Raw genomic sequence first — 18494 nt, 5'->3', positions numbered from 1 at the left:
GAGGACATGAAGAAATTCAAGGAAAAGATGGCAGGAATATTCTTTCGCCCAAAGCAGGCGTCGCGTCTTCGTGGTGTCGACAAGAACAGAGGTATCAAGCCAAAGAAGCAGGAGCCGAAAGGGGAAGCCTAGCAGAACTTCCTATTCAATGGCCTCTATTATCTAAAACAAGAAACATGTCTTTATTTACTACATTCTTTCAGGTGTTCTCTCGGATCGCATATATCCTAATCGCACTTTGTGTCGGCGCTCTTACATTTGCGATCTCTGTATGGATTTTGAATGCATCTCTGATCAACAGTATTGTTATCCATCTAGATGCACCACTTTCCCAGAAGGCAGGGCTCTTGATGAGTCTACTCACATCATTTAGTGCGAGCGTACCCACGGTGTCAGTGGTATTTATTGTTGTTGCGTCGGTGCTCTTTGGGATCAACGCTGCGCTGTTGGCATACTACATAAAAGTACGACAAGGTGGGCTCGGCGGCGGTAGCACGGTGTTGAGTATTGGCGGGGTCGTTGCGAGCTTTCTCGGTATTGGTTGTGCGGCGTGTGGCACCATAATCCTCACCTCACTACTCGGGCTACTTGGTGGCGCGGGGTTGGTGGCGCTTCTGCCGTTTGGTGGCGCTGAATTCGGTGTGCTCGGTGGAGTAGCGCTCTTGTATTCAACCTGGTTCATTCTTGAGAACATCAGTAAGCCGCTTACGTGTCCAGTAACATAAAACCATGAATATCATCAACAAGAACAACCTGCATCGCCTCATCTTATCTGTGATTCTCGCACAAGGAGCGGGAGTCATTGGTTCGTGTTTTACCGCACAATCGCTTTCAGTCTGGTACGCAGGTCTCTTAAAGCCGGTATTCATGCCACCGAGTGAAGTCTTTGGTCCGGTATGGTTCTTGCTGTATCTTGCTATGGGTTTCTCCTTTTTCCTTATATGGGAGCGGGGACTCAAAGAAGCGCGGAATCGGTGGGTGTTCTATCTTTTTCTTGTCCACCTGGGGGTAAACATACTATGGTCGCTTGTCTTCTTTGGGATGCAGGAGCTCTTCCTCTCGATTATTGTTATTGTGATCCTCTGGCTTATGATCGCGGCACTTATCGCATTCTCGTGGCACATTGACCGTTGGGCAGCGCTCTTGCTTATTCCATATCTCCTCTGGGTATCGTTCGCGACCGTGCTTAATGTGTCGATCTGGCAACTCAATGACGGTCCAGGTGCGCCACACTCACGTGTTCCTATCGAAGCAGAATACCAAACACACATCGTCTATACATCAGACGTTGGTCTGGACAAGGAACCGTTTCGATCTGACTGCCGCGCACGCAGTGGCGTATTCCAATCGTGTGGCTCGCCGTGTGACACTTCGGCCGAGGTCTGTATTGCGGCATGCGCGTTCACGTGCGAACTGCTCGAGTAAGGAAGTATGCGTCACAAAACCGATCGCTATTTCGTTGGACATCTGATTACTGATGAAGTGGTGGCTCGGTACTACAAACATCTCACTACAAATCTCTCAGAACGTTTCGGTATAAAAAATCTCTCACTTCACACTCCGCCGCACCTCACTCTTAAACCACCGTTTGAGAGTGGGGATACTGCCTTGTTCAAGGAACTTCTCGGAGAGATTGCAGGAGAGGAGCGCTCGATCCCACTCACTATTGAGGGATTTGGTTCCTTTACACAGAAAGACGGTGGCGGGATCGTATACCTCGCCGTACGTAAAAGCGGAGTTATTCAAGCACACGCTGAGCGTATCGTTGATAGAATTGCTGAATTTGGCGAAGGAAAGAACCTTCTTAGGCGACCTCTCACTCTCCATGTGTCAGTGGCACGTTTTCTCTCACCTGAGGATATGGGGCACGTTCAGGAATATCTTAAGAATATCTCATTGCCGCAATTTGATCTTGTGCTCAACAACATCACGCTCTTCCGACACATCTCGGGCAGGTGGGAGGTCGAAGAGGTATTCCCTCTTTTGGGGTAGGTCTTGTATACTGTATATATGAAGAACGTATCCCCAAAAGAGCTCGACTTACTCTTGCACGACAACAATCAGGACGAGCTCCTTGTCGATGTGCGCACGCCTCCTGAGTACCAAAGCGCGCACCTCATCGGTGCGGTCAATATACCAATTCAGACGATTGAAGAAGAAAAGAACATTGAGCGCTTAAGGAAAGTGGGAATTGTCTACGTAATGTGTGGATCTGGTGCTCGAAGTGCGCGTGCGTGCCAGATACTCAGCGCACGCGGCATTGCGGTGATGAACCTCTCAGGAGGGCTTCGTGCATGGCAGAACAGCGGATTCCATGTCGTTGGGAGCGGGAAGATCCGCATCCCAATCATCCGTCAGGTTATGATCACTGCCGGCGTGCTTATCCTCTTGGGTGCCGGGCTCGGCTATTTTGTTCATTTGTACTGGTTTGCGCTCTCTGCATTTGTCGGTGCCGGCCTGCTTTTCGCGGGAGTTTCCGGCATTTGCACGATGTCATGGGTGCTCTCAAAGATGCCCTGGAATACATAGAAACTAAGAAATATATAGTATGGATACTTACTACCTCAAAGAAAACAAGAAAAGCGTCATCGTTATCAGCGCTGTCTTGTTGGTCGTGCTTGCATGGTTCTTCTTCGGTGGGCAACAGGAGGTAGTATACGAAGCAACAATGGCAGAGCGTGGTGAGTTGGTGCAGGAAGTGAGCGTGACCGGGAAGCTCAAAGCAGCTGAAGCGGCGGATCTTTCCTTCGAGCGCAGCGGGCGCGTTGCGCGCATTATGGTTGCTTCCGGTGAAGAGGTATACGCGGGTCAAGTGCTTGCATCGCTCGCAAACGCAGATCTGGTCGCGAAAGTTTCAGAGGCTCAGTCAGTACAAAAGAATGAAGAAGCACGACTCGATGAGCTTCGTCGTGGTACGCGCGCAGAGGAGCTCGCGGTCTCTCAGGCGAGAGTCGCCTCCGCAGAGACTGATTTGTATGAAGCGCGGGAAGCGCTCCGCGAGCGCATCTCTGACGCGTACATCAAATCCGATGACGCGGTGCGTACGCAAGCCGACCAGTTTATCAGTAGCGCGCGCTCAGAACACCCGCAGCTTTCTTTTGCTACAGAGTCAACACTTGAGCGTGATATTGAATCCGGTCGACGAGAGCTCGAGACGATCTTTAGTGAGTGGCATGTCGCAATTGTTGATAATGAGGATCTCACAACACTTGCTGATCGCTCGGTTGCCGCTGTTGAGGTGGTAAAGTCATTTCTCGCGAACGTGGCGTACGCACTCAGTGTCGCGAGTTCATATTCGTCGCTTTCGCAGAGCACGATTGACGCATATAGCGTAGACATATCCGCTGCGCGGACTGCGGTGAGCACTTCGGCGAGCAACCTTGTCTCAACGAGAGGGTCGGTAAATACAGCTGTGGCAGCACTTACGCTCGCTAAGCAGGAGCTGGCGCTTGCTCAAGCAGGTGCGACAGACGAAGAGATCTATGCACAGGAAGCGAGTGTCGAGCAAGCAAAGTCGGCGGTACTTGCCGCGCAAGCCGAGCTTGCAAAGACTATTATTGTCGCGCCGTTTAGTGGTACGGTGACCAAGATGAATATCGAGCGCGGAGAGACGGTTGCCGCAAACACTCCGGTCATCTCTTTGATCACACCGGCTAATTTTGAGATCGAGACTTTTGTACCTGAAGCGGATATCGCGAAGGTGGTGCTTGGGGATGGTGCGCGCGTAACACTCGACGCGTATGATCCGAGTCGATATTTTAATGCAAACGTAGTTTCAGTCGAGTCAGCGGAGACCGTGCTTGAGGGGGTATCAACATACAAAGTAGTACTCGAGTTCATTGATCCGGAAGGTTTAGGGCGCTCAGGCATGACCGCGAACGTTGATATTCTCACCGGCAGGAAGGAGGATGTGGTCACAATTCCTGCGCGCGCAATTGAATACCGCGACGGGGATAAATATGTACAGGTGGTAACGGAGAACGGTGGTTTTGAAGAACGGAAAATCGAGACCGGACTACGCGGCTCGGGTGGTCGTATCGAGGTTTTCTCGGGAATTTCGGCCGGTGAGCGGGTGATCCTCTTCTTTGGGGAATAATCGACAGCGTATGGATCTAATTGATGTACGCAACCTCACAAAGACCTATCAGAGCAGAGATGCTCTGCCGCTCACTGTGCTACTCGATGTTTCTTTCAAGATTGCTAAAGGAGAGTTCGTCTCAATCATGGGGCCGTCTGGCTCGGGAAAGTCGACACTTTTACATATTCTCGGATTCCTTGATCGTGCAACAGCTGGCGAGTACTTTTTTGACGGGAAGTTGGTGCAGGAGTATTCGGATGATGAGGCAGCCTTTGTCCGCAATGATCGACTAGGTTTTGTCTTCCAGACATTTAACCTACTTCCGAGCGTATCGGTCCTAGAGAACGTTATGCTTCCATTTTTGTATTCAGAGGTGCCGGAGAGTGAATGGGAGTCACGGGCGCAGGAAGCGATCCGTGCGGTGGGTATGGAGCACCGTGTTAAACACGAGCCGGCGCGTCTCTCTGGTGGTGAGCGGCAGCGGGTTGCGATTGCGCGCGCGTTAGTCAACAAACCGGACGTGATCTTTGCTGATGAGCCAACCGGGAACCTCGACTCAAAGTCGGGGAAACAAGTGCTTGAGGTGCTTGAGAACCTGCATAACAATGGACACACAATCATCTTGGTAACCCACGAGACCTACACCGCCGGCTACGCCGATCGAATCATTCGTATTAAAGACGGACGAGTCGTTAGTGATGAGAAGACACCAGATGATATCCGGCATAAACATGAGATAAAGTAGCTATTATGAAACCACTTCTCCTTCTTCATACGTCACGGCTCGCACTGCTCACCAACAAGGTACGCTCCATGCTCACTGTTCTTGGTATTGTGATTGGTATCGCCGCAATCATCCTCATCGTCTCGATTGGGAAGGGTGCAGAGAACCTTGTGCTCTCTGAACTCGGCGGGCTTGGTGCCGACCTTATCGTCATCCGCCCAGGTCAGGAGCCGACCGGACCGACTGATTTTGCTGAGACATTGTTTAGTGACTCGCTGAAAGAGCGTGATTTTGAGGCACTCAAGCGGCGTGAGAACGTGCCTCATCTCTCTGATATTGCGCCAGCTGTCGTGGTCCCCGGCTCGGTCTCGTATCGAGGTGAGACGTATCGCCCGGAGATATTTGGTTGGTCAGCAGAATTCATGGGGAGTGTATTTGATCTTTACCCGAGCGAGGGTGCATACTTCACCGACATTGATATTAGGCAGAAGGCGAGCGTTGCGGTTATCGGGAGTGAAGTAAAACAGGAACTTTTCGGGGGTAGCGATGCAGTCGGAAAGAACATAAAGATAAGAGACCGAAACTTTCGTGTGGTAGGTGTGTTGCCGTCGTATGGACAGTCATCATTTTTCAATCCAGACAAAGTTGTGGTGATTCCATACACATCCGCGCAGACGTATCTGACTGGTACGGATCACTACCAAGAGATCATGGTGCGTGCGGATGACCCTGTGTATGTTGACCGTACCGTTCGCGACATCGAAGCGACGCTCCGCGAATCACACAATATCACCGATCCAGAGAAAGATGATTTCTTTGTAGTAACCCAAGAAGGGCTTGTTGAACAGATCGGGACGATTCTCTCGGTTCTTACTGCGTTCCTTTCTTCAGTTGTCGCAATCGCACTGGTTGTCGGTGGAATCGGGGTGATGAACATCATGCTCGTCTCGGTGACTGAGCGCACAAAAGAGATCGGTCTGCGAAAGGCAATTGGTGCTACGAAAAAGGACATTATGCGTCAGTTTCTTCTTGAGTCGGTGCTTCTCACTGCGGTAGGTGGCGTCGTTGGGGTCTTGCTCGGCTCGGCCCTCGCGTTCCTTGTGTCTCTCGTCCTCTCGAAGGGGCTTGAACTCTCATGGACGTTCACGTTCCCTGTTGTTGGGGCACTCCTTGGGGTTGGTGTATCGACATTGGTTGGTGTGGTCTTCGGCCTCTATCCGGCGCGCCAGGCCGCAAAGAAGAGTCCGATCGAAGCACTGCGGTATGAATAGGTTTTGTGAGAGGGTATTCATATGAATGAGGAGAGGACACAAAAGCAATATTTGCAGCGGGATGTTTCTGAGAGACCGAAGAATACCACTGGCAGTATGCACAAAAGAATGACCGTGCGACCTGTGGCATATGATATACTCTAGATATTATGGGATTTATTTCGCATCTTCGCGTTGTGAGCGAAGCAGATAAGACCAAAGCGATTGAGAAGTTGATTACGGATAGTACGCCGGATTTCGATTTCTTCCTTATGGCGACACTTTCGGTCCTCATGGCTACTTTTGGGCTTCTTCTTGATAGTGCAGCAATCGTGATCGGAAGTATGCTTATCGCACCAATCCTCTATCCAACAGTGAGCCTTGGGCTTGGTGTGTCGCTCTCTGACTACAAGCTTATTGGTCGCTCCTTTTCCGCAGTGGTAAAGGCGATGCTCTTGGGGATTATTGGCGCTGTCTTGGTGACGCTTTTTGCAAACACGGGAGAGTATCTTACTTCTGAGGTCGTTGCGCGCACGACACCGTCACTTCTGTACTTTGTCGTTGCGGTCATCTCCGGCATAGCGGTCTCGTATTCACTCGTAAAGCCAAAGCTCTCTGAGACGCTCCCGGGTGTTGCCGTCTCGGTCGCACTCATCCCACCGCTCGCTACTGTTGGTGTGGGTATTGCAAATGTCGACTGGGATGTGGTTGCGGGATCTCTTGTGCTCTTTTTGGTTAATATTGTTGGTATCATCTTTGCAGCAATGGTGAGTTTTTCACTCATGGATGTACACGGTAAGCGAAAAGTTGCGGCGAGCGCTATCGAGAAAGAAGAGCGTCGTGTTGAACGAGAAGAGAAGAAGATTGAGAAGGTAGAAGAGGCGGATTACTAACACGTGGGCAGGTGGATAACTCCTCTGTACCTTCTTGAAGGCTATTTTATACTGAGAAGAGGAACACCAAGAGCAGGAGGTGGTCATGGATGATGAGCGCAAGGATCAAGAGCCGGTGCCAGAAGGTCTCGCCAAAGAACAGGAAGCGAAGCCAGATGATGACAGTATCGACCATGTTGCATGTCGCGGCGGTAATCGCGACTGACATCATCAACCCGACCTCTTTAGAGCGGCCGCCAGACTTGCGACCGCTCTTTTCCTGCCCGGTATCTACACGTGGTATTATGGCGAATACCATGTCTCCCAAAAAGAAAAGAGAACGCAGTGAACGGATGAAGAAAATGCTTCGCGTACTGAAGAAGCTCTACCCGGATTTACAAACAGAACTCAATTACTCCACGAATTGGGAACTTCTCGTTGCGGTCATACTCTCTGCACAATGTACCGACAAGCGTGTGAATGAAGTGACAAAGACACTTTTCAAGAAATATCGAAAACTCGATGACTACGTGCATGCATCGCTTCGTGAATTTGAGCAGGACATCAAACCAACTGGCTTTTATCGCAACAAGGCAAAAAATATTCTTGCGGCTGCGAAGGTTATAAAGAATGATTTTGGCGGCAGAATCCCAAATACCATGGAGGAAATGCTCACCATCCCTGGTGTTGCGCGGAAGACCGCGAACGTTGTTCTCGGAGAGGCGCACGGGATCTATGAAGGAATCGCAGTTGATACGCATGTCAGGCGCCTTGCACTCAAGTACGACCTGACTTCTCATAAAGATCCGGTGAAGATTGAACGAGACCTCATGGAGATAATCCCGAAGAAAGACTGGAAATACGTGAATCACGCACTGGTTATGTTTGGGCGTTACATTTGTACGGCTCATAAACATGACTGCACAGAACATCCGCTTACCGTCATTTATCCCAAGGCGGCACACATCTGGCCAAAGTCAAAATAAGACCGGAGACCAGGTGTGCTAAAATGAGTCTATGAAAAAAGTTGCCGTTTTTGATATTGATGGAACGATATTTCGCTCAAGTCTGCTTATTGAGCTCGTCGAAGCGTTTATCCGAGAAGAAGTGTTCCCGCCTGACGTGGCGCAAAAGTATGAAAACGAGTACCGTTCTTGGTTTGAGCGCGAAGGGGGATATGAAGAGTATATCAACGCGGTTGTTCGTACTTTTCGTGAGAATATCAAAGGGGTGCATTACGGCATTCTTAGCGATGTTTCAAAGCAGGTAGTTGACGAGCAGAAGAAGCGCGTATATCGTTATACTCGCGATCTGGTTGCTGAGCTTAAGCAAGAAGGGTACTTTCTTCTTGCTATCTCACAGTCCCCAAAGACAACTGTTGACCCGTTCTGCACCCACTTGGGTTTTGACAAGGTGTACGGCCGGATCTATGAGATCGGGCCGCAAGACCTCTGCACCGGTGAGGTGACTGATGAGCACCTCATCATGAACAAGGCGAACATCTTTCGGCGCGCGGTAGCGAAAGAAGGACTGACACTTGAGGGATCAGTCGCAGTGGGGGACACCGAAAGCGATATTCCCATACTTGAAGCGGTTGAGCGGCCGATCTGCTTTAACCCCAACAACAATCTTTACCGTCATGCGAAGCGTCTTGGGTGGGAGGTTGTTGTTGAGCGTAAAGATGTTATTTATACAATCTCATAAGAATACATACCATGAAAAAGAAACAACTCTATCGATCAGCGGAGAATAAGATATTTGCCGGAATCTTCGGGGGTCTGGGGGAGCACTTTGATATTGACCCAACGCTATTACGACTCGTGTGGGTCGTGGTCACGGTGTTTAGCGGCATTGTCCCCGGGCTGCTCATCTATGTCATCGCACTCTTCATTGTGCCACAGAGACCTTCGATCGTCTTTGAGGAAGAAAGTCATGACACCGCGGAGGTTTAAACAACACATTCTCACATACTATCGCACGCATGGCCGGAAGCTCCCTTGGCGTGAGACGAATGACCCATATCGTATTCTCGTATCTGAGATCATGCTGCAGCAGACGCAGGTCGATCGAGTGGTACCAAAGTACCAATCATTCCTTGATCGATTTCCGACAATCACGATACTTGCAGATGCACCACTTCGTGACGTACTCTCTGTGTGGCAAGGGCTTGGGTACAATCGGCGGGCAAAGATGCTCTTAGCGTGTGCAAAGGAGATCGTACAAGAGCATAATGGTCGTATACCAAGAGATATACAGAGACTGGAAGAACTTCCCGGCATCGGACCATACACTGCAGGTGCCGTAATGGCGTTTGCGTGGAATGCTCCCAGTGTATTCATTGAGACAAATATTCGTTCGGTGTTCATTCATTTTTTCTTTTCAGACAGTAAGAATGTGTCCGATAAGGAACTTCTTCCGTACGTAGAGAAAACACTAGACCGAGAAGATCCACGTGAGTGGTACTACGCGCTCATGGACTATGGCACAAGACTCAAACGAGAAGGGAAGAATCCATCACAAAAGAGTCGCCACCACATAAAACAGACTCCTTTTAAAGGTTCCAATCGAGAGATTCGTGGTGCAATCATGACAGAGCTCACAAAATACAAGCTGATCTCTATTAAAAGGCTTCTCAATGCACTTAGACACTTTGAGGAGTCGCGGGTGCGCGAGCAACTCGATGCACTCAAAAGAGAGGGAATGATCGTCTTAACTAAGACGACTGCGCGCATTGCGTAGTTGTGCGCTACTTTGTGTCTCTGATACGAGACGCGGGTATGATACCAAGAAAGAGAAAGACTGCGGGAATAATGAATAAGTAGTGAATAGTTGTAAAGAGAAGTGCGACACCGCCAAGTGTAGCTCCAATGATGTAGCTGAGCGGGCGTAGGGTGCGGAAGAGACTGATTGTGTCAGCATCTTTCCCGCCGACGTGTTTGAAGAAATAGCTCTCGGTGGTGATCTCAATCGCGCTAGCGCCGGTTCGTGTTGCAAACAAGACCGCTGTCCAGAGAGCAAAGGCAGGTATTGAAATAAGAGACATTAGTAGGGTGGTTGCTCCTGCGATAAGGAATCCAACGATCATGATCTCTTTTTCTCCAAGCAATCGGTCGGCTATCTTTCCGAGCGGAATCTCAAAGAGGACAAACGGCAGAAGCATGATTGCGAACATAATACCGATTGTTGAAAGTGAGAAACCGATTGTGTTATGGAGATACAATGGGGTATAGATAACCATAAATACGTAGAAAATCCTGAGGACAAGGTGTGCCAGGAAGATGTTGCGTAGATTTCTGTCTTGTGAGAAATCATGGAGCACGTCCTTAAGACGGAGTGGTTCGTACACCGGGTCAGAGAATCCTTTAAAGTACCAACCAACGATGATGATAACGGGTAGCAGGAACGAAGCGGAGACCAGATACATTTTACTGAAACCATCACCATTAAGCAGGAAGCCTGCGGCAAGTGGGGAGATGATGAGTGCGGCGTTTGTAACGGTGAGGAAGATGCCGCGGATGCTCCCCGTGGAACCTTCTTGCTTGGTCATGCTCTCCAAGAAGACGTCAAGCGAGAGGAGAATCAGTGGGAAGATAAGGAGGTAACCAACGAACGCTATGAGGGAGATCAGCAGGTCTTGGGTAAATGCCAGTGTTCCGAGAGCAAACATCTCAAGCGAGAGGAGGACAAGCGCAGCACGGTAACAACCAACTCGACGCAAGACGCGGGCAAAGGTAAGCATTCCCAAGATACCGACTGCTGAGCCGAGGATGTATATGCCACTCAAGCTTTCTTCTGAGAACCCTATCTCTTTTAAGTGGCTTGAGTTGAAGTAGACAATGAAGAAGAGGTGGAAAGAGATGATGAAGTTGATGACGTACAACAACCCAAATTGGTGGCTCTTTTCACTGTTGGTGCTTTTCAGAAGATCCATTATTGTCTAGTGTTTATACTCCAAGGAGGACCGGTATCACGATTGGATGTTTGTTCGTCTTCTGGAAGAGGAACGCACTCACTGTGTCCGTGATGTTGTCTTTTACCATATCGAAGTTGACTGGACGCATGCCCTTTGTCGTCTCTTCAACACTTTTCTTTACAATAAGACGTGTTTGCTGCAAGAGGTCTTGGGATTCTCTGAGGTAGACGAATCCGCGTGAAATGATATCAGGTGACTTGCGGAGCTTTCCGGTTTTGAGGTTGATTGTCGCGATAACGACAAACATGCCGTCTTGTGCCATGTTCTGGCGGTCACGGATAACCACATCTTGCACGTTGCCGACTGAGAATCCATCTACCATCATTGGTCCTGATGGAGCGGAAGCTTTCTGTACGATCATCCTCTCACCACCATCGACAATGTCGACAATGGTCCCGTTGTCTGCAACAACGATATTTTTCTCCGGGAAGCCGGACTCGATCACGGCGTCTGCGTGACAGCGAGTCATTGAGTAGTATCCATACGCGGGCATGAAGAATTTCGCGCCGACTTTCTGGTTGATCCACACAAGCTCCCCGGTGTTGCCGTGTCCGGTCGAGTGAACATCTGAAGTACGATAATGAATGACGTGCCCAGCATGGCGGTAGAGGTTGTCCTTCAGGCGTTGGACGGATACTTCGTTGCCCGGAATGACCGAAGATGAGAGGACGACTGTGTCACGTTTCGTCATTTTGAGGAATTTATGCTGTCCGGTCGCGATACGCATAAGAGCAGCAAATTTCTCACCTTGGGCACCTGTTGCGAGAACTACGAGTTTGTCTGGAGGATAGTTATCAACCTCTTGGATTGGGATGAGTGTCGCTTTTGCCGCCTTAAGACGCTCTGCTTTCTTGGCGATCTCAAGGTTCGTCTTGATGCTGCGGCCTTCAACAGCAACCTTCTTTCCGAGTTTCTCACAAGTTTCGATGATTCGGATCATGCGTTCAAACTGTGAGGCAAACGTACCAATAATGATACGCCCATCAGCTTTTCTAATGATGTCTTCAAGAGTGTCAAAGACGACCTGTTCAGGGACCGAGAAACCACCACGCTCCGCGTTCGTTGAGTCGGCAATGAACATAAGGTTCTTACCCGAACCGACCTTGCTCCAGACCTTCTCTTCACGCTCTGAAGGAACACCGTCTTTGTGTTCAAGTTTTAGGTCGCCACTGAGGACAATGTTGCCATCTTTCGTCTCTATGAGCATGCCGGTCGAGTCAGGGATCGAGTGGGTGACAGGGAAAGTGCGCACCTTAAGGCTACCAAGAGTCACCGGGACATCTGGATCCAGAGTCTTTACGGTATGCTTCACACTTGGGAATTCTTCCGCGCGCTTTTTGATCATGAACGCGGTAAGCTCACCGGTGTAGATCGGCGGGTTGCCAATACGGTCGAGAATGAACGGGATACCTCCGATGTGGTCGAGGTGGCCGTGTGTGATAAGGATTGCGCGGATCTTGTCCTTACGCTCCTCAAGGTAGTGGGTGTTGGGGAGGATGTAGTCAACGCCAGGTGCTTCTTCAGAGACAAACTGGAAACCAGCATCGACAATAACAATGTCATCTTTTGTCTCGACAATGGTCATATTACGACCAACTTCTTCAACACCACCAAGTGGGATGATGCGTACACCATCTTTGATCTCAGGTATCGGTTCGCGTTTCTTTTCACGTGAGTCGCGTGGAGCAGATGTGCGATGAATGACACGCCGGGTTGATGACTGTCGTCGTGTGTTCTTCCGTGCGCCGCTGCGCCCAGCCGATGTCTTCTTAGTGGTAGTGCGCGATTGACTATTTGTGCGTGTCGTTGGTCTGGTATTTTGTGTTGTTGTTTTCTTTCTAGGTGTCATGTTTGATAATTTTTATAATAATGAATCAATATTTAGTAAGTTCATCGAGAGAAGATACTCCACACCTTATCTGTTCGTATAAACCACTGATGTACGTCCATGAATCGGTCAGCTGATGTGGTAATCGAGCCGAGGTCTGCACCGCGTATTTTCTCTGGTAGTACGTAAATAAAGTCCGGTGAGTAGAGGAAGACTGCTGGTATATCTTGTCGCACCTCGTCCTCAAACTGCAAGTACACCTCATCTCGAGCTTCACGATCAAGGGTTGTGCGCCCCCTCTCAAGCAGTGCATCAGCAGTGATGTTGGCGTATTGTGCGATGTTGAGTCCGGGGTCATTGCGTTGCGAAGCGTGCCAGAAAGCAAAAAGATCAAGCTCGCGTCCAATGACTTCGCCAAAGAGAAGAGCGTCATACTCGCGTGGACGGATGACATTCTGGTTGAGGTTGCCGGCTTCAAAAACTTTCACTTCAACCTGTGCGCCGAGTTCATTCCACACCTCTTTTAGTAGGTAGGCGGCCGACTTCAACTCAGTCACGTTCGATGTTGAGAGTGAAAATCGGAGTGGCTCGTCGTCTTCAGAGACCCACACACCCTCCTCTTCGTCAAATGTCCAACCATTGCGGTCTAATATGTCGCGAGCTTCTTCGATATTGCCTCGGTGTCCATTTTCACGTGTGTTGACTGTGGTGCGACCAATACTTCCCGGGGGGATTGGACTGTCGATTTCTGTACCATAGCCAGCAAGAACCTGCTCAACAATCGCGGTCTTGTTAGCTGCTATATCGAGCGCCTTACGAACCTCTATGTGAGAGAATATCTGCGCGGTATTTTGGTTGAAGAAAACGCCGAATATACGCAAGAGTGGTGTGCGTGACACTTTCGCATCTTCAAGCTCGCTTACGTGCTCGGGAGAGATGCTGTTGAGTGCGTCAATGCGCCCCTTGTTAAATGCAACAATCAGATCGGATTCGTTTTTGTAGAAGTGTAGAGTTATTGAATTGATGAATGGGCGACCGAGCACGTATTCTTTGAATGAATCAAGTATATATGTTTCAGGAATCCCGGAAGAATCTTTCGCTATTTTCTTTATTCGATATGGCCCGGAGCCAACCGGTTCGACGTTAAACTGACTGAATGGCAACTGTTCTGCGTCGATATCTTCCCAAAGGTGCTTGGGAAGGATCCCCAGAGTGGTGTTCTGAAGGAATGGCGCATACGGACGCGCAAGCGTAAAGCGGATTGAGTGGTCGGAGATTTTCTCCACACGCACACCGTCCCAGTTCGCCCGTTGCGCGCTCTTCAGTGTTGGGTCAAGCGTCTTCCCTATGGTGAAGATTACGTCATCTGCCGTTACTGGTGTGCCGTCATGAAATAGCGCATTATCCTTGATCGTAAAGTCATACACCAAACCGTCTTCGGAGACGGTGTATGACTCCGCGAGGTCGAGAGATAATGAACCATCAGCGGTTGGACGCATGAGCCCTGAATATATGAGAGACACCAGGTCACGATCGGCATCTGAGAGTGCGAGGACCGGATTGATGAACCGAGGCGATCCAAGGATACCTTCAGCGAAACTACCGCCACGTGCTTCAGTCTCAATAAGGATCGAGTCGTTCACCTCTGCAATTAATCCAAGGGTACTGAATACGAGGAGTCCAGTGAGGCCCCAGAAGAGTATCTTCTCAGAGGGTGAAAAAGAAGTGAAGACACGCTCGAATGTAGCCGCACGCGGAAGATGAAAATGCATATGAAAGAGTGGGTGGAGTTTTTTCACAAGAGAAAAAGAGTTTCTCAGAGTACCTGAATATTTTCAGTGTCTCGGTTTCGTTTGCTGAGAGATTGCTATTGAATAATGAGCGCGATAAATGCCGAGAGCGCGAAAAGAACCGCAATAACGATTGTTGCGTTAAAAAGTGTCTTTTCAAATCCGCGTCGCGTGTGGAATCCGCTTGAGAAGTTATCTCCACCGAATGCACCTCCGAGTCCCGCTCCGGTCTGCTGAAGCAGTACCGCAAGAACGAGAAGGATGGAGAGCGCAATTTGGATATACGGCAATATTGCTGTAAGTGTTTCCATTTGCTCCGCAGTATAGCAGGGGCAAGAAAGATTGTAAACATATCCATTCTGGATTGACAGCGTGTCTCGTGAACGTATAATACTACTGCAAATCAAGCTTTATTAACCTCTTAATTAAGCATTTCTCACAGTTATGGCAAAAGATACGAAAAACAAGTTGGATATCAAGCTACTCAGTGACCGTGTACTCGTTGAGCTTCCGCCACGCGAAGAGATGACCAAAAGCGGCATCATTATTCCTGAAACCGTGAAGGGCGAAAAGCCGGAAGAAGGTGTGGTAGTCGCGGTAGGTGAAGGTCGTCAGCTTGAGAGTGGTGAGCGTGCGCCGATGACAGTGAAGGTTGGCGATCGTGTTGTATTCTCAAAATATGGTCTCGATGAAGTGTCTATTAATGAGAAGGAATATTACATTCTCCGCGAAGAGAACATCTTGGCAGTGATTAAATAAAATCAATATGGCAAAACAGATTATTTTTGATGAAAATGCACGGCGATTGCTCAAAGTCGGAATTGACGCGGTAGCAGACGCGGTCAAAGTGACACTTGGTCCGCGTGGGCGCAACGTTGTCTTTGATAAAGGGTTTGGCGCGCCGACTATTACCAACGACGGCGTTTCGATTGCAAGGGAGATTACCCTTAGAGATAAGATCGAAAACATGGGGGCCGAGATCATTAAAGAGGTTGCCAATAAGACTAATGAGCTTGCCGGAGATGGGACCACGACTTCGGTTGTCATCGCACAGGCCTTAGTTGCTGAAGGACTCAAGCATGTCACGATGGGCGTGAATGCTATGGCAGTGCGAAGCGGGATCGAGCAAGCGACAAAGCAGTCGATCGAAGTCCTCAGGAAGATAGCAAAGCCAATCCAGGGGAAGGAAGAGATCAAGCAAGTAGCAACTATCTCAGCTGAGTCTGAAGAAATTGGTGGCATTATTGCTGACACGATTAATGCCGTTGGTAAAGATGGTGTGGTGACAGTTGAGGAGTCACAATCGTTTGGTATTGAAAAAGAAGTCGTTGAAGGGCTCGAGTTTGATAACGGCTACATCTCACCATACATGGTGACGAACTCGGAGCGTATGGAGGCAGAATATAAGGATGTCGCAATCCTCGTTACCGATAAGAAGATTGCAAATGTACAGGAGGTACTCCCGCTTCTTGAGAAGCTTGCACAGACCGGCAAGAAAGAACTCGTAATTATTGCAGATGATGTAGAGGGTGAAGCGCTTGCAACATTTGTCGTGAATCGCCTTCGTGGCGCGTTCAATGTGCTTGCTGTCAAAGCGCCCGGGTTTGGTGACCGGAAGAAGGTAATGCTTCACGATATTGCCGTCGTTGTCGGGGCGCACGTCATCTCTGAGGATACCGCCACTACGTTTGAGAACGCAGAGGTGGCGATGCTTGGGAAGGCAAGTCGTGTTGTGGCAACAAAAGACAAGACAACCATTGTTGGCGGTAAAGGGAAGAAAGCAGACATAGACACATATGTCTCGCAACTTCGGGCGCAGGTTGCTGGTATAACTTCAAAGTTTGACGTGGAGAAGCTTGAGGAGCGCATCGCGAAGATCTCTGGTGGTGTCGCAGTGATTCGTGTTGGCGCGGCGACTGAGACTGAGATGAAGTATCTCAAGCTCAAGATCGAAGATGCGGTCAATGCGACCAAGGCGGCAATTGAAGAGGGGGTGGTTCCCGGAGGTGGCGTCGCACTCGCAAAGGTCTCCCAGAAGGTCCGTACACAGTTTGAAAAAGATAAAGAGAACATGAGTCGCGAGGAAGCGGTCGGGTTTGAGATCGTACTCGATGCACTCGTGCGACCACTGAAGCAGATCGCGATGAATGCCGGGAAGGAGGATGGATCCGTGATTGTGGATAAGGTCATGCACGGTAAGGCAAATGGCGGGTACGACGCGAAGCGAGATGAGATCGTAGACGACATGCTTGCGGCGGGCATCATCGACCCGGTCAAGGTAACGCGCTCCGGTCTCCAGAACGCCTCATCTGCTGCAGCAATCCTCCTTACAACCGAAGTCGCCATTGCGGACGAGCCGGGAGAAGAGAAGGGTGGAGCAGCACCTGCTTCCGGCATGGGGATGCCTGGCGGTATGCCGGGGATGATGTAACCCTTCGTTACAAGGTTTATTTGAGGGAATGGAGAGTGGCGTCTTGGTAAACAGCGAGGGTTCTTCTGGTTGTTGCTGTCCCGTTTTAGAGAATGGTATACTAGAGATACTTAGTATCTAAACCTACAAAAACATGACTATTGTCTACATTCTTATTGGTGTTGTTGCGGTAGTTGCCCTCTGGGTAGTCTTCGCGTACAACAGTTTTGTGCGCATGATCAATCGCGCAAAGGAAGCGTGGGCGGACATCGATGTCCAGCTTAAGCGTCGCTATGATCTGATTCCGAACCTTATCAATACTGTGAAGGGGTATGCCGCGCATGAGAAGCAAACACTCGAGAAGGTGACCGAGATGCGTGCAAAGGCAATGCAAGGAGGTTCGCTCGAGGAGCGCGCAGAGGCGGAGAACATGCTGACCGGCGCGCTCAAATCACTCTTCGCTGTTTCAGAGAACTATCCGGACCTCAAAGCAAACGAAAACTTCCTTGAGCTTCAGCGTGAACTCTCCGACACTGAGAATAAGATTCAGGCGGCGCGTCGTTTCTACAACGGTAATGTGCGCGACCTCAACACTGCAATCGAATCGTTCCCACAGAATATTGTGGCAAACGTATTTCGCTTTGATAAGCAGGAATTCTTTGAGCTTGGTGAGGACGAGCAGGCGGCAAAGGACCCGGTAAAGGTTTCGTTCTAGCACGGCAAGGTATGTCCGGCCGGCATATATCAATCAAGTCTGCAGAGGAAGACAAGCTCTTTTACTTTGTGACGACCATTGTGGTCTTCCGAGAGAGTGACCAAAAGTGTCTGATTCTCAAGCGAGATGAGCGCGATGATGTGTACCCCGGCAAGTGGGGGCTTCCTGGCGGCAGGCTTTCGTGGGGTAAGTTTAATCTCGATCAGCCTGATTCAAGAAGTGATGGTGTACTCAACTTCAATAGCCCGATTGAGGAGCATGTAAAGCAAGTTGTCCGCGAGCGCGCCGGAATTGAGGTCGCGAATAAGCCGCAGTATCTTGAGAGTGTGTTCTTTGTGCGCAGCGACGGTACGCCATCGGTCTTAGTGCGATTCGCAGTCGCATATAAGGAAGGGGGCGTGGTGCCAGAGCACGGGTTCACTGACTTTGCGTGGGTGGACGCGGAGGAGATTGGAGGATACGATCATATTGAGGGGATCGACACGGACATCCTCAAGACGATAAAATTGTATTCATAAGCATTATGAAGCAAGTATTCAATAAGTTAGTGCGCGATCGCATCCCCGAGAAGATCGAAGCAAACGGAGAAACCTGTGTGACGCGCGTCCTTGATGATGACGAGTATCGCATTGAACTCATAAAGAAACTTGAGGAGGAGATTATCGAGGTGCGTTTAGCAGCAGACGATCCCAAGGAGCTTATCGAGGAACTTGCAGATGTTTTTGAGGTTATCGATGCGATCGTGAAAGGGTTTGCACTTGATCGAGCGGAGATTGATCAAGCGCAGAAAAAAAAGTTGGAAAAGCGCGGCGGTTTCGAACAGCGTATTTTCCTCGAATCGACCAGGTAACACT

The 18494-nt window shown here is 49.6% G+C and carries 23 protein-coding genes; 18 read left to right on the top strand and 5 right to left on the bottom strand.

What is annotated here, in order from left to right; all coding sequences use genetic code 11:
• Nucleotides 1–6: 6 nt before the first annotated feature.
• From OQJ98_00265 to OQJ98_00225, 9 genes are all read left to right on the top strand, one after another.
• Nucleotides 7–132, top strand: coding sequence for a hypothetical protein (locus OQJ98_00265; GenBank protein MCW9054410.1), 126 nt, complete (start codon nt 7–9; stop codon nt 130–132).
• A 44-nt stretch (nt 133–176) separates the two neighbouring features.
• Nucleotides 177–725, top strand: coding sequence for a hypothetical protein (locus OQJ98_00260; protein ID MCW9054409.1), 549 nt, complete (start codon nt 177–179; stop codon nt 723–725).
• A 4-nt stretch (nt 726–729) separates the two neighbouring features.
• Nucleotides 730–1425 carry a tryptophan-rich sensory protein gene (locus OQJ98_00255; GenBank protein ID MCW9054408.1) on the top strand — a complete coding sequence of 232 codons (696 nt, stop codon included), beginning with the start codon at nt 730–732 and terminating at the stop codon, nt 1423–1425.
• 6 nt (nt 1426–1431) lie between these two features.
• Nucleotides 1432–1992 (top strand): 2'-5' RNA ligase family protein, encoded by a 561-nt coding sequence (locus tag OQJ98_00250; protein ID MCW9054407.1) that lies wholly within the window; start codon nt 1432–1434, stop codon nt 1990–1992.
• A gap of 18 nt (nt 1993–2010) precedes the next feature.
• On the top strand, nt 2011–2529 hold the full coding sequence (locus OQJ98_00245; protein ID MCW9054406.1) for a rhodanese-like domain-containing protein: 519 nt from the start codon (nt 2011–2013) through the stop codon (nt 2527–2529).
• Nucleotides 2530–2548: 19 nt separating this feature from the next.
• Nucleotides 2549–4096, top strand: coding sequence for an efflux RND transporter periplasmic adaptor subunit (locus OQJ98_00240; protein ID MCW9054405.1), 1548 nt, complete (start codon nt 2549–2551; stop codon nt 4094–4096).
• Between the two features lie 10 nt (nt 4097–4106).
• Complete coding sequence (locus OQJ98_00235) at nt 4107–4823, top strand: ABC transporter ATP-binding protein (GenBank protein MCW9054404.1); 717 nt, start codon at nt 4107–4109, stop codon at nt 4821–4823.
• A 5-nt stretch (nt 4824–4828) separates the two neighbouring features.
• Nucleotides 4829–6073, top strand: coding sequence for an ABC transporter permease (locus OQJ98_00230; GenBank protein ID MCW9054403.1), 1245 nt, complete (start codon nt 4829–4831; stop codon nt 6071–6073).
• Between the two features lie 149 nt (nt 6074–6222).
• Nucleotides 6223–6945, top strand: a complete 723-nt coding sequence (locus OQJ98_00225) for a TIGR00341 family protein (protein MCW9054402.1) — start codon at nt 6223–6225, stop codon at nt 6943–6945.
• A gap of 46 nt (nt 6946–6991) precedes the next feature.
• Here the strand turns inward: OQJ98_00225 and OQJ98_00220 are convergent, their stop codons facing one another.
• Entirely contained in the window at nt 6992–7243 is a 252-nt protein-coding gene (locus tag OQJ98_00220) for a hypothetical protein (GenBank protein MCW9054401.1), read from the bottom strand.
• On the opposite strand from OQJ98_00220, the gene nth reads away from it, so the two are divergent.
• The 4 genes from nth to OQJ98_00200 all read left to right on the top strand — a co-directional run bounded on the left by nth (nt 7230) and on the right by OQJ98_00200 (nt 9663).
• Nucleotides 7230–7910: an endonuclease III gene (nth, locus tag OQJ98_00215; protein ID MCW9054400.1), complete on the top strand. Its 681-nt coding sequence runs from the start codon at nt 7230–7232 to the stop codon at nt 7908–7910. The genes OQJ98_00220 and nth overlap by 14 nt on opposite strands.
• A gap of 31 nt (nt 7911–7941) precedes the next feature.
• Nucleotides 7942–8628: an HAD-IB family phosphatase gene (locus tag OQJ98_00210; protein ID MCW9054399.1), complete on the top strand. Its 687-nt coding sequence runs from the start codon at nt 7942–7944 to the stop codon at nt 8626–8628.
• Nucleotides 8629–8639: 11 nt separating this feature from the next.
• Nucleotides 8640–8876, top strand: a complete 237-nt coding sequence (locus tag OQJ98_00205) for a PspC domain-containing protein (GenBank protein ID MCW9054398.1) — start codon at nt 8640–8642, stop codon at nt 8874–8876.
• Between the two features lie 91 nt (nt 8877–8967).
• Nucleotides 8968–9663, top strand: a complete 696-nt coding sequence (locus OQJ98_00200; GenBank protein MCW9054397.1) for an A/G-specific adenine glycosylase — start codon at nt 8968–8970, stop codon at nt 9661–9663.
• 7 nt (nt 9664–9670) lie between these two features.
• Here the strand turns inward: OQJ98_00200 and OQJ98_00195 are convergent, their stop codons facing one another.
• The 4 genes from OQJ98_00195 to secG form a co-directional block, all read right to left on the bottom strand.
• Nucleotides 9671–10855, bottom strand: coding sequence for an MFS transporter (locus tag OQJ98_00195; GenBank protein ID MCW9054396.1), 1185 nt, complete (start codon nt 10853–10855; stop codon nt 9671–9673).
• A 13-nt stretch (nt 10856–10868) separates the two neighbouring features.
• Nucleotides 10869–12746, bottom strand: a complete 1878-nt coding sequence (locus OQJ98_00190; GenBank protein MCW9054395.1) for a ribonuclease J — start codon at nt 12744–12746, stop codon at nt 10869–10871.
• Between the two features lie 41 nt (nt 12747–12787).
• On the bottom strand, nt 12788–14497 hold the full coding sequence (locus OQJ98_00185) for an ABC transporter substrate-binding protein (GenBank protein ID MCW9054394.1): 1710 nt from the start codon (nt 14495–14497) through the stop codon (nt 12788–12790).
• Between the two features lie 95 nt (nt 14498–14592).
• A complete protein-coding gene (gene secG, locus OQJ98_00180) occupies nt 14593–14826 on the bottom strand; it encodes a preprotein translocase subunit SecG (protein ID MCW9054393.1) in 234 nt (77 codons plus the stop codon).
• A 133-nt stretch (nt 14827–14959) separates the two neighbouring features.
• Between secG and OQJ98_00175 the strand changes: the two genes are divergently transcribed.
• From OQJ98_00175 to OQJ98_00155, 5 genes are all read left to right on the top strand, one after another.
• Nucleotides 14960–15274 (top strand): co-chaperone GroES, encoded by a 315-nt coding sequence (locus OQJ98_00175; GenBank protein MCW9054392.1) that lies wholly within the window; start codon nt 14960–14962, stop codon nt 15272–15274.
• Between the two features lie 7 nt (nt 15275–15281).
• A complete protein-coding gene (groL, locus tag OQJ98_00170; GenBank protein MCW9054391.1) occupies nt 15282–16946 on the top strand; it encodes a chaperonin GroEL in 1665 nt (554 codons plus the stop codon).
• A gap of 133 nt (nt 16947–17079) precedes the next feature.
• Nucleotides 17080–17640, top strand: coding sequence for a LemA family protein (locus OQJ98_00165; GenBank protein ID MCW9054390.1), 561 nt, complete (start codon nt 17080–17082; stop codon nt 17638–17640).
• Nucleotides 17641–17651: 11 nt separating this feature from the next.
• Nucleotides 17652–18158: a hypothetical protein gene (locus OQJ98_00160; protein ID MCW9054389.1), complete on the top strand. Its 507-nt coding sequence runs from the start codon at nt 17652–17654 to the stop codon at nt 18156–18158.
• Nucleotides 18159–18163: 5 nt separating this feature from the next.
• Nucleotides 18164–18490 carry a nucleoside triphosphate pyrophosphohydrolase gene (locus OQJ98_00155; GenBank protein MCW9054388.1) on the top strand — a complete coding sequence of 109 codons (327 nt, stop codon included), beginning with the start codon at nt 18164–18166 and terminating at the stop codon, nt 18488–18490.
• The last annotated feature ends 4 nt before the right edge of the window (nt 18491–18494 follow it).

The sequence above is a fragment of the Candidatus Paceibacterota bacterium genome (assembly GCA_026195275.1).
In the GTDB taxonomy this organism is placed as follows: Bacteria; Patescibacteriota; Minisyncoccia; order Phycocordibacterales; family JABMNX01; genus JABMNX01.
This window is presented reverse-complemented; position numbering and strand designations above follow the sequence as displayed.